17 protein-coding genes are annotated in these 18,424 nt (G+C 65.3%); 5 read left to right on the top strand and 12 right to left on the bottom strand.

Annotated elements, in window-relative coordinates:
• Window positions 1-585: 585 nt before the first annotated feature.
• The 4 genes from O6X71_RS13105 (at window position 586) to O6X71_RS13120 (ending at window position 2,867) form a co-directional block, all read left to right on the top strand.
• Entirely contained in the window at window positions 586-984 is a 399-nt protein-coding gene (locus O6X71_RS13105; protein ID WP_353466250.1) for a (R)-mandelonitrile lyase, read from the top strand.
• Window positions 974-1,459: a (R)-mandelonitrile lyase gene (locus tag O6X71_RS13110; protein WP_353466251.1), complete on the top strand. Its 486-nt coding sequence runs from the start codon at window positions 974-976 to the stop codon at window positions 1,457-1,459. The genes O6X71_RS13105 and O6X71_RS13110 overlap by 11 nt, the downstream gene beginning before the upstream one ends.
• Before the next feature lie 35 nt (window positions 1,460-1,494).
• Window positions 1,495-2,397, top strand: a complete 903-nt coding sequence (locus O6X71_RS13115; RefSeq protein WP_353466252.1) for a LysR family transcriptional regulator — start codon at window positions 1,495-1,497, stop codon at window positions 2,395-2,397.
• Between the two features lie 149 nt (window positions 2,398-2,546).
• Entirely contained in the window at window positions 2,547-2,867 is a 321-nt protein-coding gene (locus O6X71_RS13120; protein WP_353466253.1) for a carboxymuconolactone decarboxylase family protein, read from the top strand.
• Between the two features lie 141 nt (window positions 2,868-3,008).
• On the opposite strand, the gene O6X71_RS13125 is transcribed toward O6X71_RS13120, so the two are convergent.
• The 10 genes from O6X71_RS13125 to O6X71_RS13170 all read right to left on the bottom strand — a co-directional run bounded on the left by O6X71_RS13125 (window position 3,009) and on the right by O6X71_RS13170 (window position 14,426).
• Window positions 3,009-3,917 carry a LysR family transcriptional regulator gene (locus tag O6X71_RS13125; RefSeq protein WP_353466255.1) on the bottom strand — a complete coding sequence of 303 codons (909 nt, stop codon included), beginning with the start codon at window positions 3,915-3,917 and terminating at the stop codon, window positions 3,009-3,011.
• Window positions 3,918-4,083: 166 nt separating this feature from the next.
• On the bottom strand, window positions 4,084-4,455 hold the full coding sequence (locus tag O6X71_RS13130; RefSeq protein ID WP_353466256.1) for a cyclophilin-like fold protein: 372 nt from the start codon (window positions 4,453-4,455) through the stop codon (window positions 4,084-4,086).
• A gap of 103 nt (window positions 4,456-4,558) precedes the next feature.
• Window positions 4,559-6,769: an aldehyde oxidoreductase molybdenum-binding subunit PaoC gene (gene paoC, locus O6X71_RS13135; protein WP_353466257.1), complete on the bottom strand. Its 2,211-nt coding sequence runs from the start codon at window positions 6,767-6,769 to the stop codon at window positions 4,559-4,561.
• Window positions 6,766-7,374: a cysteine hydrolase gene (locus O6X71_RS13140; protein WP_353466258.1), complete on the bottom strand. Its 609-nt coding sequence runs from the start codon at window positions 7,372-7,374 to the stop codon at window positions 6,766-6,768. The genes paoC (O6X71_RS13135) and O6X71_RS13140 overlap by 4 nt, the downstream gene beginning before the upstream one ends.
• A 49-nt stretch (window positions 7,375-7,423) precedes the next feature.
• Entirely contained in the window at window positions 7,424-9,631 is a 2,208-nt protein-coding gene (paoC, locus tag O6X71_RS13145) for an aldehyde oxidoreductase molybdenum-binding subunit PaoC (RefSeq protein ID WP_353466259.1), read from the bottom strand.
• 4 nt (window positions 9,632-9,635) lie between these two features.
• Window positions 9,636-10,586: an FAD binding domain-containing protein gene (locus O6X71_RS13150; protein WP_353466260.1), complete on the bottom strand. Its 951-nt coding sequence runs from the start codon at window positions 10,584-10,586 to the stop codon at window positions 9,636-9,638.
• Window positions 10,583-11,221 (bottom strand): aldehyde dehydrogenase iron-sulfur subunit PaoA, encoded by a 639-nt coding sequence (paoA, locus tag O6X71_RS13155; protein ID WP_353466261.1) that lies wholly within the window; start codon window positions 11,219-11,221, stop codon window positions 10,583-10,585. Before paoA ends, O6X71_RS13150 begins: the two co-directional genes overlap by 4 nt.
• Window positions 11,205-12,290 (bottom strand): XdhC family protein, encoded by a 1,086-nt coding sequence (locus O6X71_RS13160; RefSeq protein ID WP_353466262.1) that lies wholly within the window; start codon window positions 12,288-12,290, stop codon window positions 11,205-11,207. The genes paoA and O6X71_RS13160 overlap by 17 nt, the downstream gene beginning before the upstream one ends.
• Window positions 12,287-13,519, bottom strand: a complete 1,233-nt coding sequence (locus O6X71_RS13165) for an MFS transporter (protein WP_353466263.1) — start codon at window positions 13,517-13,519, stop codon at window positions 12,287-12,289. The genes O6X71_RS13160 and O6X71_RS13165 overlap by 4 nt, the downstream gene beginning before the upstream one ends.
• 211 nt (window positions 13,520-13,730) lie before the next feature.
• Entirely contained in the window at window positions 13,731-14,426 is a 696-nt protein-coding gene (locus O6X71_RS13170; RefSeq protein WP_353466264.1) for a RibD family protein, read from the bottom strand.
• A gap of 179 nt (window positions 14,427-14,605) precedes the next feature.
• On the opposite strand from O6X71_RS13170, the gene O6X71_RS13175 reads away from it, so the two are divergent.
• A complete protein-coding gene (locus tag O6X71_RS13175; RefSeq protein ID WP_353466265.1) occupies window positions 14,606-15,388 on the top strand; it encodes a glucose 1-dehydrogenase in 783 nt (260 codons plus the stop codon).
• A 681-nt stretch (window positions 15,389-16,069) separates the two neighbouring features.
• Here O6X71_RS13175 and O6X71_RS13180 read toward each other — a convergent pair.
• Together O6X71_RS13180 and O6X71_RS13185 are read right to left on the bottom strand one after the other, a co-directional pair.
• Window positions 16,070-17,350 (bottom strand): DEAD/DEAH box helicase, encoded by a 1,281-nt coding sequence (locus tag O6X71_RS13180; RefSeq protein WP_353466266.1) that lies wholly within the window; start codon window positions 17,348-17,350, stop codon window positions 16,070-16,072.
• 126 nt (window positions 17,351-17,476) lie between these two features.
• Entirely contained in the window at window positions 17,477-18,343 is an 867-nt protein-coding gene (locus O6X71_RS13185) for a LysR family transcriptional regulator (protein ID WP_353466267.1), read from the bottom strand.
• Window positions 18,344-18,424 lie beyond the last annotated feature (81 nt).

Raw genomic sequence — 18,424 nt, forward strand, 5'->3', positions numbered from 1 at the left:
CGGTCGGCGTCGACGAGGTGGACGCCACGAGTTGGCACGACAGCGGCCTGGGCTTCGTCCGCTGTCTGACACGCAAACGTATCGACACGCTGGTGACCCGGTTCGACTGCGGAGCCGTCAATCGGGACCTGTTGTTCTTTATCGGCGGCGAGTGCGAACAGGTCGAGCACTGTCGCACAACCGCTCTTGGAATTCCGCATGACCGATTGCCATGCATGCGGTGTCGCATACGCCGTGCATGTCGAACGCCATTGTACCGTTTCGCGTCGGTTCGATGGTTCGGTTCTGCGCAGATCCGGGCCCAACGCATGCTCATGGCGCGGACGGGGTCTAGCGCGGCGTCGATCGAGTCCTCAAACTCGCGCCGGACACGGCGTTCGCCGATATGGTGGGAGCGCTCGATCTCATGCTCGACGTCCGTGCGGTTGATAATTTTAAAGTATGGCGAAATTCGGCGATGGATGACGTCCTAGTTTCCCCGAGGTGCCGGTCCGGATATTCACCGAGGCAATGAACCTAGCTCAATGATCCCTTGGCGTGGCGGAGCGTTGTTTCGATGCATCCTACTGCCATCAGGAGATAGCCATGAAGATCACGCGTAATGCATCGTCGCCGTCGATGACGGGCCAGGTTCCCGCCAATTTTTCCGGCACCGTCCGGATCGACAATATGGCGCAGCCGAACGCGCCTGGGCGTGCGTCGACCGCGGTCGTGACGTTCGCGCCCGGCGCGCGGACGGTGTGGCATACGCACCCGGCCGGCCAGACGATCGTGATTACGGCGGGCAAGGGCTGGGTTCAGCGCGAGGGCGAACCGCGCGAGGACGTCGGCCCAGGTGATACGGTGTATTTCGATGCGGGCGAACGGCATTGGCATGGCGCGACGGCAACGACCGGGATGAGCCATATCGCGATCACCGAAGCCGTCGACGGCAAGAATGTCGATTGGCTCGAACCGGTAACGGACGACCAATATGCGAGCTGATTGGTTGAGCGTGCTGCGGTCGCTGCCGATCGCGGCGACGCTGCTGGCCGGAACATCGGTCGGACAGGCACAGACCGTCGTCCGGCGCGACTCCGTCGAGGCCAGACCGGGGCCGGCCAAGACCTTTACGGGTCGCGTCACCGTGCGAAGACTGACGAACCCCACGCCCCCCGGACAAGCCGGAACTGCGCTGGTCGCCTTCTCGCCTGGTGCGCGGAGCAATTGGCACACGCATCCGGCGGGCCAGACGCTTTACGTCACGCAAGGTTGCGGTTGGACGCAGGAAGACGGCGGACCAGTCGCCCGCATCTGCCAGGGCGATATCGTTTACGTGAAACCGGGGGTGCGCCATTGGCACGGTGCGACAGCGACGACCGGCATGAGCCATCTTGCGATCAGCGAGACGCTTGCGGGTGAGAACGTGACTTGGCTTGAGCCCGTCACGGAAGCTCAGTTCAAGGGCCCGCAACGCTGAGCGGCCCCGACGATCGGCAAATTGGCCAGGCGACGTTGCCCAACAGGGCGGATCTCGCCGATTTTGCCTATGTCCTGGCGATTGCCCGGCACCGCAATTTCCGTCTTGCCGGGCTGGAGATGGGGGTGAGCGCGTCCGCGCTCAGCCATTCGCTCAAGGCGCTCGAGGGGCGCCTCGGCGTACGCCTGTTCAATCGTACGAACCGATCCGTCACGTTGACCGCCGCCGGGGAGGAGCTGCTTGCGGCGATCGACGCGCCGCTCGCGGCGATCGGGCAGGCTGTCGAGAATCTTGCCCGGTTCCGGGACAAGCCGGCCGGGCACATTCGCCTCAACGTCGTGGCGGACGCGGCGACGCTGCTGCTCGGGCCCGTAATGCCGGTGTTTCTCGATCGCTATCCCGACATCGCGGTCGATATCGTCGCCAGCAACCGTCTGGTCGACGTGGTTGGCGAGGGGTTCGATGCCGGGATCCGCTATGGCGGCACGGTGCCCGAGGACATGATCGTTCAGCGACTGTCGCCGGATCTGCGCTGGGTCGTCGCTGCGTCCCCCGGCTATCTCGATCGGTTCGGCGTACCGACACGTCCCGAAGACCTGCTCCATCATCGCTGCCTCGGTGTGCGCCTGGGGGACGACCGCATCTACCAATGGGAATTCGAAGGTCCCGAGGGAGAGTTCGCGATCGCGCTGCCCAGCCGCGTCACGGTGAACGAAACGCCGACGATGCAGGCGATGGCGATCAACGGCGCGGGCATGATGTACGGGACCGAACCCGCCTTCGCTCCCCACGTCGCACAGGGCAGCCTGCGGCTTGTGCTGGAGGACTGGTCGACGACCGGCCCTGCATTTCATCTCTATTATTCCAGCCGGCGGCAGGTGCCTGTTCCGCTCCGGCTGCTGCTTGACCTAATCCGGGAACTACGTCCCCTCGGATGACGACCCCGTCGATTAATGAGTCAGCTTCATCGGGGCATGGACGCAAGTGCCGGTAATCAGCGGCATGCGGCGGCATTATCTGACTATCGACAGCGCGCCGTTTCTCGACCGCTCGCTGACGTCAACAACTGTGACCAGGAGAAGGCCACATGGCAGGCGAACCGACCAACGCACGCGATACCTTCGGCGATATCGCCCCCAAGCTCGCGGAAATTACCGACAAGGTGCTGTTCGGCGATGTATGGGCGGACGACACGCTGTCGCCGCGCGACCGCAGCCTCGTCACAATCGTCAACTTGGCGGCGCTGTATCGGCACCACGAGCTTGGCTTCCATCTCAAGAAGGGAATCGAGAACGGCCTGACTCAGGACGAGATCATCGCCGCGATCACGCATACAGCCTTCTATGCGGGCTGGCCGACCGCGATGACCGCGATCCAGGTCGCGCGCGACGTCTTCAAGGACAGCTGAGTCATGCCGCATGCCCTGGTAAGCGTGGTGGCGGGGCATCCCTCGCCGCCCAGCAGGCGCTCGCGGCACGGATCGTCGCTGCCGTTACCTACACGGTCGATAGCGAGGTGGACGAGGTAAGTAGCTGAATGTCGATCCGTCTCAGAGCCCCAGCGGACGCATCTCCCGGATGAGTTCGATCAGCAGTCTGAGGCCGGTCGGCACCTGGCGACGGCTGGAGTAATAGACGTGGTAGCCGGGGCCCATCGTCGCCCAGTCCTCTAGCACCAGTTGCAGTTCGCCTCGTGCGAGGTGGGGCGCGAAGGATGCTTCCATCCCGTACATCAGGCCGGTCCCCGCGAGCGCCATGGCCAGCATGGCCCGGCCGCCGTTGACGAGGATCTTGCTCGGTACGGGAACGGAGAACTCGCCCTCGGGACCTTCGAACTCCCACCGATAGATATGGGCATTGCCGAGACGGATCCCGAGGCAATGATGCTGGTTCAGATCGGACGGATGCTGCGGAACGCCGAACTTATCGAGATAGGCGGGGGACGCGACCACCACCCAGCGAAGTTCGCCCGACAGACGCTGCGCCACCATGTCCTCGGGTACCGTCCCGCCGTACCGGATCCCGGCATCGAAGCCGTCGTCGATCACGTCGGTCATCTGATCCAGCGCGGCGATGTCGATCTCGATATCGGGATACCGCTCGATGAAGACCGGCATGATCGGCGCCAGCAACAGCGGTGCGGCTTCCGCGGCCACGTTGAGTCGAACCCGCCCGGTCGGCGCGTCACGATAGCGGTTGAGCCCTTCGACCGCCTGATCGATCGTGCCGAACGGTTCCGCCACCTTGTCGCGCAGTTCCTCGCCGGCCGCGGTCAGTGTGACGCTCCGGTTGGTGCGATGCAGCAGGCGGACGCCAAGCCGGGCCTCGAGCCCCTTCAATGCGTGACTGAGCGCCGATGCGCTGACTCCCAGTTCGAGCCCGGCAAGCCTGAAGCTTCGATGCCGGGAGATTGCGAGGAAATAGGTGAGGTCGGCAAGATCGGATCGACTGGTCGGCATGGGGTATCCTGCGCTGTGCGGCTGCGATCAGAGTCTGAACGTTTCATCGTCTCCATCTTGCCGAAACGCTACCCGCGATCACGGAAAGGGGCTCGGCGTCGTAAGTATCGGAGACCTGCAGTATCTGCACGCCCGGAGACAGCGAGGGAGCTTTCGCGCTCGGACCTCAGTTGTGCTCGGGAGCAGCGTCGTGCTGTCGGATGGTGACCTGGACATCGCCTGGGCTGGCTAGATCGGCGTAGGGCTCGTCGATCCGACCGATGACCACGAGGCCCGGAGAGCGCGGGCCATCCTTGTGATACAGCGCAATGTTCCCCCAGGGCGCGTAATACCCGATCTCTCCCGCGCGAGGTGTGACCGTGGCCGGTACACCGTCGCGGGTCAGTGGCCGGGGCAGCGTGGCGATCTTCTCTGTCGCGGCATAATCGGTCAACGTCAGGTCGATCGGGAGTTGCGCGAGAAAGTCGCGTGCCGATGGGCTGTCCGAGATTTGCGCGGTCCACTGGTGGGTTCCGGCATCGATGTCGATCTTCGTCATTGCCGATACCTCTCGGGCGGTGCCTCTACTGGATTTCCGGTTTTGGTCGCCGTCGTGGCGGGTTGGCCGTACGCCGCCAACGAGGCTGACTCGCTACCAGGTGTCACACGATCTCCGGCAGGCTGGCGAGGTGCTTCTCGAGCGTCATCGGATATTCGCGCACCCGCATGCCGGTCGCATTGTAGACCGCGTTGGCGATTGCTGGCGCCACGCCCGTGAGGCCCAGTTCGCCGACGCCCTTTGCCTTTAGCGGCGACATGGTCGCGTCGACCTCGTTGATGAAATGCGCTTCGAGATGCGGCACGTCGGCGTGAACCGGCACTTCGTAACCGGCGAGATCGTGATTGACGAAGAACCCGAAGCGGGTGTCGACCGCCATCTCCTCCATCAGCGCGGCACCGATACCCATCGTCATCCCACCGATCACCTGGCTGCGCGCGGTAGTAGGATTGAGAATTCGCCCGGCCGCGCAAACCGCTAGCATGCGGCGGACGCGGACCGCGCCGGTAAAGGCGTCCACGGCGACCTCGGCGAAATGCGCGCCGACGGTCTGCTGGGCATATTGCTTGCTCAGGTCGCCATATTCCATGGAGTCTTCAGCGACGATCTCGCCGTCCTTCGCTGCATCGGCGAGCGCGATCGAACGGCCCGCCGAGCTGACGCGGCCGTCCGCGAACGTCACGTCGGCCGTGTTGAAGCCCATCCGCTGCGCCACCAGGTCGCGTAGCTTCGCGCAGGCTGCGTAAACACCCGCGGTGGTCGACGCTGCGCCCGCCTGACCGCCGGAGCCGGGCGTTTCGGGGAAAGTGGAATCGCCGAGCTTCGCGGTCACATGGTTGAGGGGCACGCCCATCATCTCTGCGGCGGTCTGCGCGACGATCGTGTAGCTGCCCTGGCCGATGTCGGTCATGTCAGTCTCGACCGTGACGCGACCGTCCTTGCCGAGCCGGACGCGCGCACCCGCCTTCATGATCGGCGCGCCGCGGATCGCGCTGGCCATGCCCATCCCGATCAGCCACTTCCCGTCGCGCCGGCTACCGGGTTTCGCGACCCGCGCATTCCAGCCGAACCGCTCTGCGCCCTCTTTCAGGCACTGCACGAACGGCCGGGTCGAGAAACGGCGCTCGGGCTTTTCGGGATCGACCTGCGTGTCGTTGGCGATCCGCAGCGCGACCGGATCCATGCCGAGCTTCTCGGCCAGTTCGTCCATCGCGACCTCGAGCGCCATCATGCCCGGTGCCTCGCCCGGCGCGCGCATGGCGTTGCCCTCGGCGAGATCGAGGGGCGCGAGATAGCGACGCAGCAGTCGGCTCTCGCCGGCGTACATCAACCGCGTGGGCAGGGTGGTAGGCTCGGTACGGCCCCCCGCTAGATTGCCCGACCAACTGTCGTGACCGATCGCGACCAGCTTGCCGTTCTTCGCCGCGCCCAGCCGGACCCGCTGGATCGTCTTCGGCCGATGGATCGTGTTGTTGAACATCAGCGGGCGTTGCAGAACCAGTTTGACCGGACGCCCTGATACCCGGGCAGCGAGGGCAGCCAGCGCGAGATCGCTCTGCGTCGTGCCCTTGCCGCCAAAGCCGCCGCCGATGAAGGCAGAGTGCAGGCGGATATTCTCCTTCGGCGTGCCGATGATCAGGCCTAGATCGCGGCAGCCCCAGTTCATCGACTGGATCGAGGTCCAGCAGGTGAGTTTGTCGCCATCCCACCGTGCGATCGTTGCATGCGGCTCCATCATCGCATGCGCGTGATCGGGGACGGTGTAGGTCTCGTCGACCTTGACCGGGGCACCGGCGAACGCGGTCGCGAAGGCGCCGACCGACAGTTCGCTCGGGCCGCCGAACGCTTCCTTCGGCGCGATCGGGCTCGCTGGCTTCTGCGCGGCGAGATCAAAGCGACCATTGCCGCGCGCGTAGCTGACGCGGATCAGGGCCGCCGCGGCGCGCGCCTGTTCGAACGTATCGGCGACGACGACCGCGACCGCCTGGTGATAATGATCGACCATCGGCCCGGCGAGGACGCGCTGGACGTAGAATTCGCCCTTGCCGATCGGACCCGAATTCTCGTGCGTAACGATCGCGCTGACGCCGGGTGCGGCGCGGGCGGCGGTCGTGTCGATGCGCTCGATCCGTCCCTTGCCGATCGCCGCGCCGAGGATGTAGCCATAGGCTGCACCCGGTGCGACGTCGTGATGCTCCGCCGCATAGCGCGCGGTGCCGGTGGTTTTCAGGGGACCTTCGACGCGAGGATGGGCGCGCCCCACGACTTTCAACTGGTCGATCGGCGTCGTGCCTGCGGGCGTGTCGAACTTCATGCAGGGGTCTCCAGATCGGCGAGGAACCGGTCGTGCGTCATCGGACGCGAGAACATAGGGAAGGTCTTCGTGACCGCCGCCTCTTGCTGTTCGGAACTGAGCGTCGCGGTGCAATCGGTCAGCGTGACCACGCGGAAGCCGCGTTCATAGGCCGAGCGCATGGTCGATTCGACGCAGCAATTGGTGAGGAAGCCGGCGATCACGAGATCGGTGATGCCGCGCTGGCGCAGGATGAAATCGATGTTGGTGCTGGCGAAGCAGTCGAGGCCGCGCTTGCCCTCGACCACGATGTCGCCGTCGGCCGGTGCCATCGCATCGGCAATCGCCGCGCCCCAGCTGTCCTTGCGGAAGGCCTGCGCCTGCTTGATGCCGGCCAGAATGCCGTAAGGCTCGGACGGCATCTCGGGATAGCCGGCCGCAAAGTTGATCGGCGCGTGCATCACGGTCACGCCGCGCGCACGCGCCTGCTCCACAACAGCCCGGCTGTGCGCGAGCATGTCGGTGTCGGCCATCACCGCCTTAACCGCGTCATGCTGCGCGCCGCCTTCGCTCACGAAGTCGTTCTGGTACTCGATCAGCAACAGGGCGGTCTTTTCGGGTATCATCGTCTTGTCTCCCATTCGCCGTAAATCCAGCCGCCCCGTGCAGCGTAGCTCACGCCACCGCCGGCAACCGGTCGAGATGCTTGTCGAGGGTCAGTGGATAGTCGCGAAGGCGGACGCCGGTCGCGTTGTACACGGCGTTGGCGATCGCCGCGCCGACGCCGCACAGGCCGAGCTCGCCGATACCCTTGGCCTTCATCGGATTGGCCTTGTCGTCGGCCTCGTCGAGGAAGATCACCTCCTGATGCGGGATGTCGGCATGGACCGGCACCTCGTAGCTGGCGAGGTCGTGGTTGACGAAGAAGCCGAACCGCTTGTCGACAGCCAATTCCTCCATCAACGCGCTGCCGACACCCATCGTCATTGCCCCGATCACCTGGCTGCGCGCCGATGTCGGATTGAGGATGCGTCCGGCCGCGCAAACCGCGAGCATCCGGCGCAAGCGGGTGGCACCGGTATAGGTATCGACGCCGACCTCGACGAAATGCGCGCCGAAGGTCGAAATCTGCCAGCTCTTGTCGAGAGTGCCGTATTCGATCTTGTCCTCGGCAACGAGCTCGCCGGCCGACGCCGCCTGGCGAAGATCGGCCGACCTGTTGCCGCTCGTGACCTTGCCGCCGTCGAATACCGCATCGGCCGAGTTATAGCCGAGACGTTGCGCCACAGCCTCGCGCAGCTTGACGCACGCGGCATAGACGCCGGCGGTAGCGTTGGCGGCGCCGAACTGGCCACCCGACCCGGCCGAGACCGGGAACGCGGAACTGCCGAGCTTCACGACGACCGTATCGAGCGGTACGCCCATCATTTCCGCCGCGGTCTGGGCAATGATCGTGTAGCTGCCGGTGCCGATGTCGGTCATGTCCGTCTCGACCGTGACGATGCCGTCCTTGCCGAGCCGGACTCGCGCGCCCGACGTCATGTTCATGTGGTTGCGGAACGCGGACGCCACGCCCATTCCGACCAGCCAGCGACCGTCACGAACCTGGCCGGGCTGCGCATTGCGGCGCGACCAGCCGAACTGCTGCGCGCCTTCGGTCAGGCAGCGCACCAGCTGGCGCTGCGAGAAGCGCCGCTTGGGGTCCTTCGGATCGACCTGCGTGTCGTTCTTCACGCGGAAGGCGATCGGATCCATTCGCAGCTTTTCCGCCATCTCGTCCATCGCGACTTCGAGCGCCATGAGGCCCGGCGCTTCACCCGGCGCGCGCATCGCGTTGCCCTCGGGCAGATCGAGCACGGCCAGCCGCATCGACGTCAGGCGGTTCGCGCCAGCATAAAGCAGGTTCGTCTGGAGCACCGCGGCTTCCGGGCTGCCGTTCGGCTGGTCGCCCGAACCGCTCTCATGCGCGATCGCGATGATCGTGCCGTCCTTGGTCGCGCCGATACGGATGCGCTGGCGCGTGGCTGGACGGTGGGTCGTGTTGTTGGCCATCATCGGCCGGCTCATCGCGAGCTTGACCGGACGACCCGCCGCCTTCGCGCCGAGCGCCGCCAGCACCGCATCGCTGCGTAGGAACAGCTTCCCGCCAAAACCGCCGCCGACATAGGGCGACAGGAAGGTGACCTTCTCCTTGGGCATATTCAGCGTGGTGGCGAGATCGGTACGTCCCCAGTCTATCATCTGGTTCGACGTCCACACGGTCAGCGCATCGCCGTTCCAGGCGGCGATCGAGGCGAACGGCTCCATCATCGCATGGCTGTGATCCGGCGTGGTGTATTCGGCGTCGAGCTTGACCGGCGCGGATGCGAACGCGGTCTCGAAATTGCCGACCCGGTCCTCGCCCTTGCCGGGCTTTTCGGCATCGGTCAGCGGCGCCGTCTTCAGCGCGGCGTCGAGATCGAAGCGGCCTTTCACCCGCGCGTAATCGACACGGACCAGACCCGCAGCCGCACGCGCCTGCTCGAACGTCTCGGCGACGACGACGGCCACTGCCTGGTGGTAATGATCGACATCGAGCCCGGCCAACAGCTTGACGGTGTTGAACTTGCCCTTGCCAAGCTTGCCCACGTCGGCAGCCGTCACGATCGCGATCACGCCGGGCGCGGCCTTGGCGGCGGCCGTGTCGACTGCATTGATGCGTCCCTTGGCAACGGCCGCGCCGACGACATAGGCGTACGCGGCGTTCTCGATCTCATCGCGGTGCTCATACGCATAGGGCGCCAACCCGGTGGTCTTGAGCGGACCGTCGATGCGGGTTTGCGCGCGCCCGACGACCTTCATGCGATCGATCGGGTTGGCGGCGGCGGGTGTTTCGAACTTCATGGGCTTATGCCTTCGCTTCGGCGAGGACCGAGGCCAGCGCACGGGTGGCGAGCGGCAGCTTGAACGCGTTGTCCTTGGTCGGTGTCGCGCCCTGGAACGCGCGCGCCGTCACCGCGGCGGCACCGCGTGGCAACAGCGCATCCGCCGCCTCGACACGCCAGGGGCGGGGGGCCACGCCGCCGAATGCGACGCGTCCGGTCCCGTCGGGCTGGATCACCGCGGCGATCGACACCAGCGCATAGGCGTACGAGGCGCGATCGCGCACCTTCTCGTAGAAATGCTTGCCGCCGAGTGGCTTTGGCAAGGTGACGGCGGTGATCAGTTCGCCCTGCTTCAGCACGGTATCCTGCTGCGGCGTATCACCCCACAACCGGTGGAAGTCGGCGATCGGGATCGAACGGCGCTGACCGGTCGCGTCGATGGTCTCGACTACCGCGTCCAGCACGCGCATCGCGACCGCCATGTCGCCCGGGAACGTCGCGATGCAGCTGTCGCTGACACCGATCACGCCCAACTGGCGCGAATACCCACCGATCGCGGCGCAACCCGAACCCGGCTTGCGCTTGTTGCACGCCATGTTGGTGTCGTAGAAATACGGGCACCGCGTACGCTGGAGCAGATTGCCCGCGGTCGACGCCTTGTTGCGCAACTGGCCCGAGGCGCCCGCGACGATCGCGCGGGTCAGCACGCCATAATCGCGGCGGACGCGCTCGTCGGCGGCGAGGTTCGTGTTGGTGACCAGCGCGCCGATCCGCAGGCCGCCGTCGCGTCTCGCCTCGATTTTGTCAAAGCCGAGATCCTGCACGTCGACCAGATGCGTCGGCGTCTCGACCTCGATCTTCATCAGGTCGAGCAGGTTGGTCCCGCCCGCGATGAACTTGGCAGCCGGGTTTGCCGCAACGGCACGCGCGGCGCCGCTCGCATCCTTGGCGCGCTCATAGGTAAAGGCTCTCATGCTTTTGCTCCCGCGACTTCGGCCATGGCCTCGGCGATGTTGGAATAGGCACCGCAGCGGCAGATGTTGCCGCTCATCCGCTCGCGCATCTCGACGTTCGTCGCGGTCGGCTTGGTCATCAGGTCGCCCTGCGCATGGCTAGGAACCCCACGCTTGATCTCGTCGAGGACTGCAACCGCTGAGCAAATCTGCCCCGGCGTGCAATAGCCGCACTGATAGCCGTCATGCTTGATGAAGGCCGCTTGCATCGGATGCAGCTTTTCGGGTGTGCCGAGGCCCTCGATCGTCGTGATCTCGTCGCCTTCGTGCATCACCGCGAGGCTGAGGCAGGAATTGATCCGGACGCCGTCGACCATCACGGTGCACGCGCCACACTGGCCGTGATCGCAACCCTTCTTGGTGCCGGTCAGGTGGAGATGCTCGCGCAACGCGTCGAGCAGGGTGGTCCGCGGATCGAGGCTGAGTTCGCGCTTCTCGCCATTGACCTTGAAGCGCACCGGCATGGTCGGCACGGCGTCCGCCTTGGGCGCCGTCGTGGCGGCGGCACCGGCTGGCGATGCGACGATCACGGCAGTCGCCGCGCTTCCCGCGAGCAGCCCACGTCGCGAAAATTCCACTTCAGATACGCTGGGCATGGGCTTCGCCTTCCTTCCTGTCGAACCGCGCGTCCGCGGTAAGGGTCTGATTTACATCAACGATTGTCGAGGACTGTAACGCACTGCCACCGCGTTCGGAGCGTGCGTGTTGTTCAATGGAACCATGAGGATGGCTCATGGTCGCTGCTTCGTATGCCTGGACCACCTGCGCCATGATCGAGAGCGCCAGCGTCCGTGGGTCGCGGGTCGCCTTGATCAGACCGACCGGTCCGACGACCCGCGCGATATCATCCGGAATCGCGCCCGCTTCGCGCAGGCGCCGCTGGCGTTCGAGATGCGTACGCAGGCTGCCCATCGCGCCGACGAAGAACGGGCGCTGTTCGAGGACCTGGAGCAGAAGCGGTGTCTCCCAGTCGTGATCGTGGAACAGCGTGATGACGGCCGTCCAGGAATCGACCACCAACTCGTCGACGCGGCCGACGAAGCGGAGAAGCGCGGCGGACATGCCCTTCTCCCGTGCGTCCTCCACCAGCGAGTTCTGCGGGCTCAAGAGCATGACGTCGGCGCCGTAGGCACGGGCGATGTCGAGCATCGCGGCGGGTTCCGCGCCATGTCCCATCACGATCAACCGCGGGACCGGATCGTGCCGCACGATGAACGCGGTATCGCGCCATAGCGTGCGATCGTCTTCATCCGAACGGGCGGCAGTCAGATCGCCATCAATGATGAGCCGAAGCGTGAGCGGCTCGCGCCGTTCCAGAACGGCGATGGCGCAATCGATCTGCCGACGGTCTGGCGCCGGCGTGAACAGCAGGTCGATGCCTCCGCCGCAGGGCAACCGAATGTCTATATAACGCGAACCGTCGCCGTAGCGCACGTGTCTCGCCCGCCCCTCGGCAAGCACCTCCCGCGCCTCGGCGATCACAGCGACTTCGACGCATCCGCCGGAAAACGATCCAAGCGACCGTCCGTTTTCGGCGACCGCCATATGCTCGCCCGGAGCGCGCGCCGCGCTGCCGGTGACATCGGTCAGCGTCACCAGCGCGGCCCGCTCCTCGCGCTCGGCACAGTCACGCAGGAAGTGCAGGATCGCCAGCGCCTGCTTCATGCAGTCGCGGCCTGCGCATGCCCGGCTGCGCCACGATGCGCGCGACCGATCGCCAGGGCGGCGACCGCTGCGACTGCGAGGAGGCCGGCGCTGGCCAGGAACTCGGCGCGTGGTCCGGCCGTATCGAAGACGATGCCGCCCATCGTCGCGCCGAGCGTAATCGCAAGCTGCACGATCGCGACCATCAGCCCGCCGCCGGCCTCGGCCTCGTCGGGTACGGTGCGCGCCAGCCACGTCCACCATGCTACCGGCGCGGACGTGCCCGCAAAACCCCAGACCGCGAGCAGGATCCCGACGGCGACGACCGACGTCCCGACGACCGTCAGCGCCACCGCCGTGGCCGCCATCAACGCGGGCAATACAGCGAGAGTGAGGAACAGTCCCCCGTTCAGCACGCGGCCGATCAGGACCGTGCCGATGAACCCCGCCACGCCAAGAATGAGCAGCATGACAGACAGCATCGCCGGGGTGACGTGCGTCACCTGCTCGAGGAACGGGCGGAGATAGGTGAACAGCGAGAACTGCCCGATGAACAGCATGGCGACGGTCAACAAGCCAAACACCACGGGCGGCCGGCGAAGCAGCGAGAACATGCCGCGGGCGCTCTGCCGTTCCGCCACGGGAAGGCTCGGCAGCGTAACGGCCTGCCAGATCACCGCTGCGACCGCGACGGGGACCACGCAGAAGAACGCGCCACGCCACCCGATCAGGCTGCCGACGAAGCTGCCGAGCGGCGCCGCGAGCACGGTGGCCAGCGCATTGCCGCCGCTGATGACGGCGAGCGCCTTCGGGACCGACCGGCTCGGCACCAGTCGCATCGCGATCGCGGCGGACATCGACCAGAACCCGCCGATCGCGACGCCGAGAAGAGCGCGCCCGGCCATGAACACCAGATAGCTCGGCGCGAACGCAACGATGGCACCGGATAGCACCAGCATGCTGGTCAGCACGAGCAGCACGATCCGGCGGTCCATCCTGCCCAGAACGGCAGACAACGACAGGCTGGTGATGACTGCGAACAGTCCGGATACGGCGATCGCCTGCCCGGCCTTGCCCTCGCTGAGGTTCAGCGTCTGCGCGATCGGGCTGAGCAGGCTGACGGGCATGAACTCGGACGCGATGAGCACGAAGCTGCACAGCGCCATTGCGTAGACCGCACCCCAGCGGGCGGGCTGATCGTCGATACGCGCGGCGTCGGTTTCCGCAACCGCGGCGATGGGACTTGCCATGACGGCTCTCCTGAGTGTGTCGAATGCGCCCGGACCCGTTGTCGAGGGGGGATCACGACGGATCCGGGCACTCGCGCCGTGTCGGTTCGGGGACGAACATTAGGCTGCGAAGACCCGTAATTTAGGGTAAGTCGATCAGGCCGACAATTCGGCCAGAGGTTGATGCCTTGGTGAGCGTTGCTCATGCACGCGCCCGTGAAACTCTAAGTTGTCAGGCTGGCGTGACCCGATACCGAAGCCAGACGATCCCGCCGTCCATGACCTCATGGCTCATCAAAGCCAGGGTATCGATAGGTAACCGGGCCGGCTCCGACGCGCCAGAGCCATCGAAAGCGGCGGGGGCGCCTGATGCGCCATCGACCGCGGGAACGAGCATCAGGCTGATCTCGTCGACAAGGCCCGCACGAAGAAAGCCGCCGTTGATGTGACCGCCGCCTTCAAGGAGCAGGCGGTCGATCCCGAGTTCGGCAGCAAGGACCGCTACAACCTCTTGCGGGTCGAGGTCGGTTTCCCCGGCGAAGACGTATCCGACGCCGTCCTCGCGTAATCCCGCGAGATGCGCGTCGGATACGGCCTTGGTCAGGACGACGACGATCGGATCGCCACCAACGTCGCTGCGTCCCCACGCGATCTTGCCCCGTGCATCCAGAACGATGCCATACGCCTCGATATCGGTCCTGGGCAGCCACACCGTCCGGGGAAACTTCGCTTCGGGGCGATCAGGATACGCTTCTCGCTTGGCGAATTCCTGGCCGGTGACGCGCCCGACGAGCCACGAAGCACCGCCAAGCTGGTCATGCAGTTCCTCGTACAGTGCATGCGAATGCGCGCCGCTCGGCGTCCAGCGTTCGGGCAGAATCCTGCCGTCGATGCTGCTGGCCATGTGACAGATGATATGCGGCTTCATGTACGGGAATCCTGGAACTGGCTTCGAATTGGACTCGCAAATAACGACCGCGGCGGCCGGCCTGCCCAATGAGGGTGCTGCATCGGATCGGTGAGGGGATTTCATGGAAGCGGCATCGATCGACTTCGTTCTGGACCGGGTCCGCAGCGAACAAGCTGCTCAGCGTGAAGGAAATAAAGATGGCCGACCAGAACCAGAGCTATGCAGGCAAGATCGCCTTCGTCACCGGCGCGGCCAATGGCATCGGCCGCACCACCGCGATCGCCTTCGCCAAGGCCGGTGCCCATGTCGCCGTCGTCGATCTGAACGGCGACGGCGTGGCCGAGGTCGTCGTGGCGATCGAGGCCGCGGGGGGCAGCGCGCTCGGTATCACCTGCGACGTCTCGAAGAGTGAGGACGTTCGCGCCGCGCTCGACAAGACCGTCGAGGTCTTCGGCGGAATCGACATCGCCTTCAACAATGCAGGCATCGAGCAGCAGCAGATCCCGCTGGCGGACCTCGGCGAGGAGGATTTCGACCGCATGACCGCGATCGATCTGCGCGGCGTGTTCCTGTGCATGAAGTACCAGATTCCGCTGATGCAGAAGCGCGGCGGCGGCGCGATCGTCAACACCTCGTCGGGCGCCGGCGTCGTCGGGATCGCGGGGCAGGCTGGGTACGTCGCGGTCAAGCACGGCGTGATCGGGCTCAGCAAGTCGGCCGCGCTCGAATATATCGGCGACAACATCCGCGTGAACGTCATCTGTCCCGGCATCATCGAAACGCCGATGATCACCGACCGCGTGTCGGGCGGCACCGAGGAAGGCCAGAAGACGATGATCGCGCAGGAGCCGATCGGCCGCATGGGCAAGCCCGAGGAGATCGCCGCCGCCGTCCTCTACATGTGCTCTGACGCCGCGGCGTTCATGGTTGGCCATGCGATGGTCGTCGATGGCGGCCAGACCATTGGTCTCGGCGGCTGACCCGACCGGCGACCAGGTGTTGTCGGCGGCGGATTGGCGGTCACGAGCGAGGATGCGGTTGCTATCCTCTCGGGCAGGTCCGGGATCAATAGGCGAGCGGATCTCACTATGTTGATCAAGTACCGACCGGTTGTCCGGTCCGGTCCTTTCCGGGAAGGCAGTGGCGCGACGATCAAGATATTTCGCCCCGCTGAGTGAAGTGTCACTGATATCGTCAGGCCGACAGGCATGGCGAAATGGCGGTCTAGGTGGCTACGAACGGAACGATATCAGCATGCGGTGACCGCGGGGCATACCGTCCGAAGGTCGCGAGAGCATGGTTGAGCCGGTTCTGCGGCTTGCAACGGTCGGACGAGGCACCGAGCTCGGTCTCGCCCAGGAAATGATGAAGCATTCCAAGCCGTGACACGAGTGCTTGCTGTAGACCGATTTCTCACGCGGGCTGAATACCGCTGCCAGTGAGATGGCGCGCGCGCCAGTAAGTTTGACGAACTATCTTTCTCGACTCAGCATCCCCACGACGCCGAGCGTGCTCGACCAATGACCGAATTGTGGCGCTTTGATAATGATCGAGGGTGGAAGCCGATGCTGTGCTGGCGCCAACAGCGGAGACGGGCGTCGGATGACGTTACTCCTAGAGACGGAGCCGGGATAACATGCGTCGTAATCCCGGTCCGATCCTCAGGCGGCCTTTGCTGCCATGCGTGCGGCGAGTTTCTCTTCCTCGGTCCACACCTTGCGGACGCGCTCCTTTGGCACCTTGACCTGCTTGACGGGGCCACCGCCGAGCACCGGCGCGCGCTTGGTCGAGTGCCGTGCAACCTCGCAATGCCACTCGTGATCGTCCTGAACGGTCAGCGTCCGGCCGATCTCCCGCTCGACATCGTGCAGCCACGCGCGCTGCTCGGCATCGCACAAGGTGATGGCGAAGCCGCTGCGTCCAGCGCGACCGGTCCGGCCGATCCGGTGGACATAGCTTTCCGGCAGGCTCGGCAGATCATGGTTGAACACATGCGTCACGGTATCGACGTCGATGCCCCGCGCCGCGATATCGGTCGCCACGAGCACCTGCACGGTGCCAGCGCGGAAGGCGTCGAGCGCGCGCTCGCGTTGGCCCTGCGACTTGTTGCCGTGCAGCGCCTCGGCCGTGATGCCAGCCTCGCCGATAAACGCACAGACGTCGTTGGCGATATTCTTCTGCAACGTGAAGACGACCGCCTGGCCCATGTTCGGCGTCTGCAACAGCGCCAGCAGCGCCGCCTTCTTGTCGGCCGCGTCGAGGAACATCACCGACTGGTCGATCCGGTCGACGGTGGTCGATGGCGGCGCGATCTCGACCCTGGCGGGATCGCGCAGCAGGCTGTCCGCCAGCGCGGCGATCGACTTGGGCATCGTCGCCGAAAACAACAGCGTGTGCCGATCCCTCGGCAGCGTCGCGACGATCTGCTCGATCGGCTTGGCGAAACCCATGTCGAGCATCTGGTCGGCCTCGTCGAGGACCAGCGCCTCGAGCTGCGACAGATCGCACAGGCCCTGCTCGATCAGATCCAGCAGGCGCCCCGGTGCCGCCACGATGATATCGACGCCATCCTCGAGCGTCTTGACCTGGTGGAACTGGCTTACCCCACCGAAGATCGTCATGACGCGGGGCTTCAGATGCCGACCGAAGCTTTCGAAGCCGGCGGCGATCTGCGAAACGAGTTCGCGGGTCGGCGCCAGGACCAGAATGCGGGCGCCGCCCTTGGGCGCGGGGCGGGTGTTCGCAGCAAGGCGGTGGAGCAGGGGCAGCGCAAAGGCTGCGGTCTTGCCGGTACCGGTTTGCGCCATGCCAAGCACGTCACGACCTTCGAGCAGCATCGGGATCGACTGCGCCTGGATCGGCGTCGGGCTGGTATAGCCTTCTTCCGAGAGCGCCCGCAGCAAAGCCGGCGCGAGCGAGAGATCGGCGAAAGTCATGGTCATGATTGCGTGGCGCCTCCAGCGCTGAGCGAGGCTGCGCCTGGTCGGGCTTAGCGGTATCCGAAGCGCGGGCTGTTAGGTAAAATGCTGCACTGCGTCAATATGCGATGCCGCTTTTTGGCCTCTCGGTCACGCGGTCGACGTCAGCATATCGAGAAAGGCGCGGATTTTCGCGCTAGACAGCCGGCGCGAGTGCTGGAGCGCCCAGATCTCGACCTTGGGGCCGTCATCGACGCCCCAGACGACGAGTTTGCCGGCTGCAATATTTTGCGCAGCGAGCAGCTTGGGCATGAGCGCGACGCCTGCGCCCGCAAGAACCGCATCCTGTACCATCAGGAAAGACGAGAACCGCAACCGCATCTGCGGGATGAGCATGCGCATGCCGTGCTCCGTCCTGATCCGCCACGGCGCATCGTGCGAGGTGGCGATATGCCCGACCGCCGGCACGGCCATCGCATCGTCGTTCCGCGCCGACACATCGCGCGACATGTCGGGCGATGCGACCAGAAGGCGTTCGTCTTCGAGGATGCGGCGCCCTACCAAGCGCTCGTCGGGATTGGGGTTGATCCGGAGTACCAGGTCGTAATTGTCTGCGACCGGATCGGCCATCCGATCCTCGGCGACGATCTCGAGCGTGACCTGCGGGTAGGCCCGGACGAACTCGGCGCCCACCTTGGACAGCAGGACATGCGCGAGAACGATCGGCGCGCTGATCCGGAGCGTACCGCGCGGCACTGATGCACCCGAGGCGACGGCGTGCTCGGCATCGGCGATCTCGGCGAGGGGGCCTTGGGTCTGTTCGTGCAACGCACGGCCTTCGGGAGTCAGGCGCAAACTGCGCGAGCCGCGGTCGATCAGCCGGACGCCCAGATAGGCTTCCAATTCGGTGACCTTGCGCGACAGAGTCGCCTTCGGACGGTGGGCCGCGCGGGCTGCCAGGCCGAAGCCTCCGTGGGAGGCGACGAGATTGAAGTCGGCCAAGGCAGCGAGATCCATGGACTGTTCCATTTTCAAGACGATGTGTCCTGATAATGGCATCTGTCGTGCAAAATCGGAACGTCTATCTTGCATTCAGCG

The sequence above is a fragment of the Sphingomonas faeni genome (assembly GCF_040407505.1).
GTDB lineage: Bacteria > Pseudomonadota > Alphaproteobacteria > Sphingomonadales > Sphingomonadaceae > Sphingomonas > Sphingomonas faeni_E.

What these genes read in the sequence shown, in the direction of transcription:
- paoA (WP_353466261.1), bottom strand. Translation starts at nt 11,221, where the DNA reads ATGCCCAGCGTATCTGAAGTGGAATTTTCGCGACGTGGGCTGCTCGCG.
- O6X71_RS13105 (WP_353466250.1), top strand. Translation starts at nt 586, where the DNA reads ATGAAGATCACGCGTAATGCATCGTCGCCGTCGATGACGGGCCAGGTT.
- O6X71_RS13165 (WP_353466263.1), bottom strand. Translation starts at nt 13,519, where the DNA reads ATGGCAAGTCCCATCGCCGCGGTTGCGGAAACCGACGCCGCGCGTATC.
- O6X71_RS13130 (WP_353466256.1), bottom strand. Translation starts at nt 4,455, where the DNA reads ATGACGAAGATCGACATCGATGCCGGAACCCACCAGTGGACCGCGCAA.
- O6X71_RS13150 (WP_353466260.1), bottom strand. Translation starts at nt 10,586, where the DNA reads ATGAGAGCCTTTACCTATGAGCGCGCCAAGGATGCGAGCGGCGCCGCG.
- O6X71_RS13185 (WP_353466267.1), bottom strand. Translation starts at nt 18,343, where the DNA reads ATGGATCTCGCTGCCTTGGCCGACTTCAATCTCGTCGCCTCCCACGGA.
- O6X71_RS13160 (WP_353466262.1), bottom strand. Translation starts at nt 12,290, where the DNA reads ATGAAGCAGGCGCTGGCGATCCTGCACTTCCTGCGTGACTGTGCCGAG.
- O6X71_RS13170 (WP_353466264.1), bottom strand. Translation starts at nt 14,426, where the DNA reads ATGAAGCCGCATATCATCTGTCACATGGCCAGCAGCATCGACGGCAGG.
- O6X71_RS13140 (WP_353466258.1), bottom strand. Translation starts at nt 7,374, where the DNA reads ATGATACCCGAAAAGACCGCCCTGTTGCTGATCGAGTACCAGAACGAC.
- O6X71_RS13175 (WP_353466265.1), top strand. Translation starts at nt 14,606, where the DNA reads ATGGCCGACCAGAACCAGAGCTATGCAGGCAAGATCGCCTTCGTCACC.
- O6X71_RS13110 (WP_353466251.1), top strand. Translation starts at nt 974, where the DNA reads ATGCGAGCTGATTGGTTGAGCGTGCTGCGGTCGCTGCCGATCGCGGCG.
- O6X71_RS13180 (WP_353466266.1), bottom strand. Translation starts at nt 17,350, where the DNA reads ATGACCATGACTTTCGCCGATCTCTCGCTCGCGCCGGCTTTGCTGCGG.
- O6X71_RS13125 (WP_353466255.1), bottom strand. Translation starts at nt 3,917, where the DNA reads ATGCCGACCAGTCGATCCGATCTTGCCGACCTCACCTATTTCCTCGCA.
- paoC (WP_353466259.1), bottom strand. Translation starts at nt 9,631, where the DNA reads ATGAAGTTCGAAACACCCGCCGCCGCCAACCCGATCGATCGCATGAAG.
- O6X71_RS13120 (WP_353466253.1), top strand. Translation starts at nt 2,547, where the DNA reads ATGGCAGGCGAACCGACCAACGCACGCGATACCTTCGGCGATATCGCC.
- paoC (WP_353466257.1), bottom strand. Translation starts at nt 6,769, where the DNA reads ATGAAGTTCGACACGCCCGCAGGCACGACGCCGATCGACCAGTTGAAA.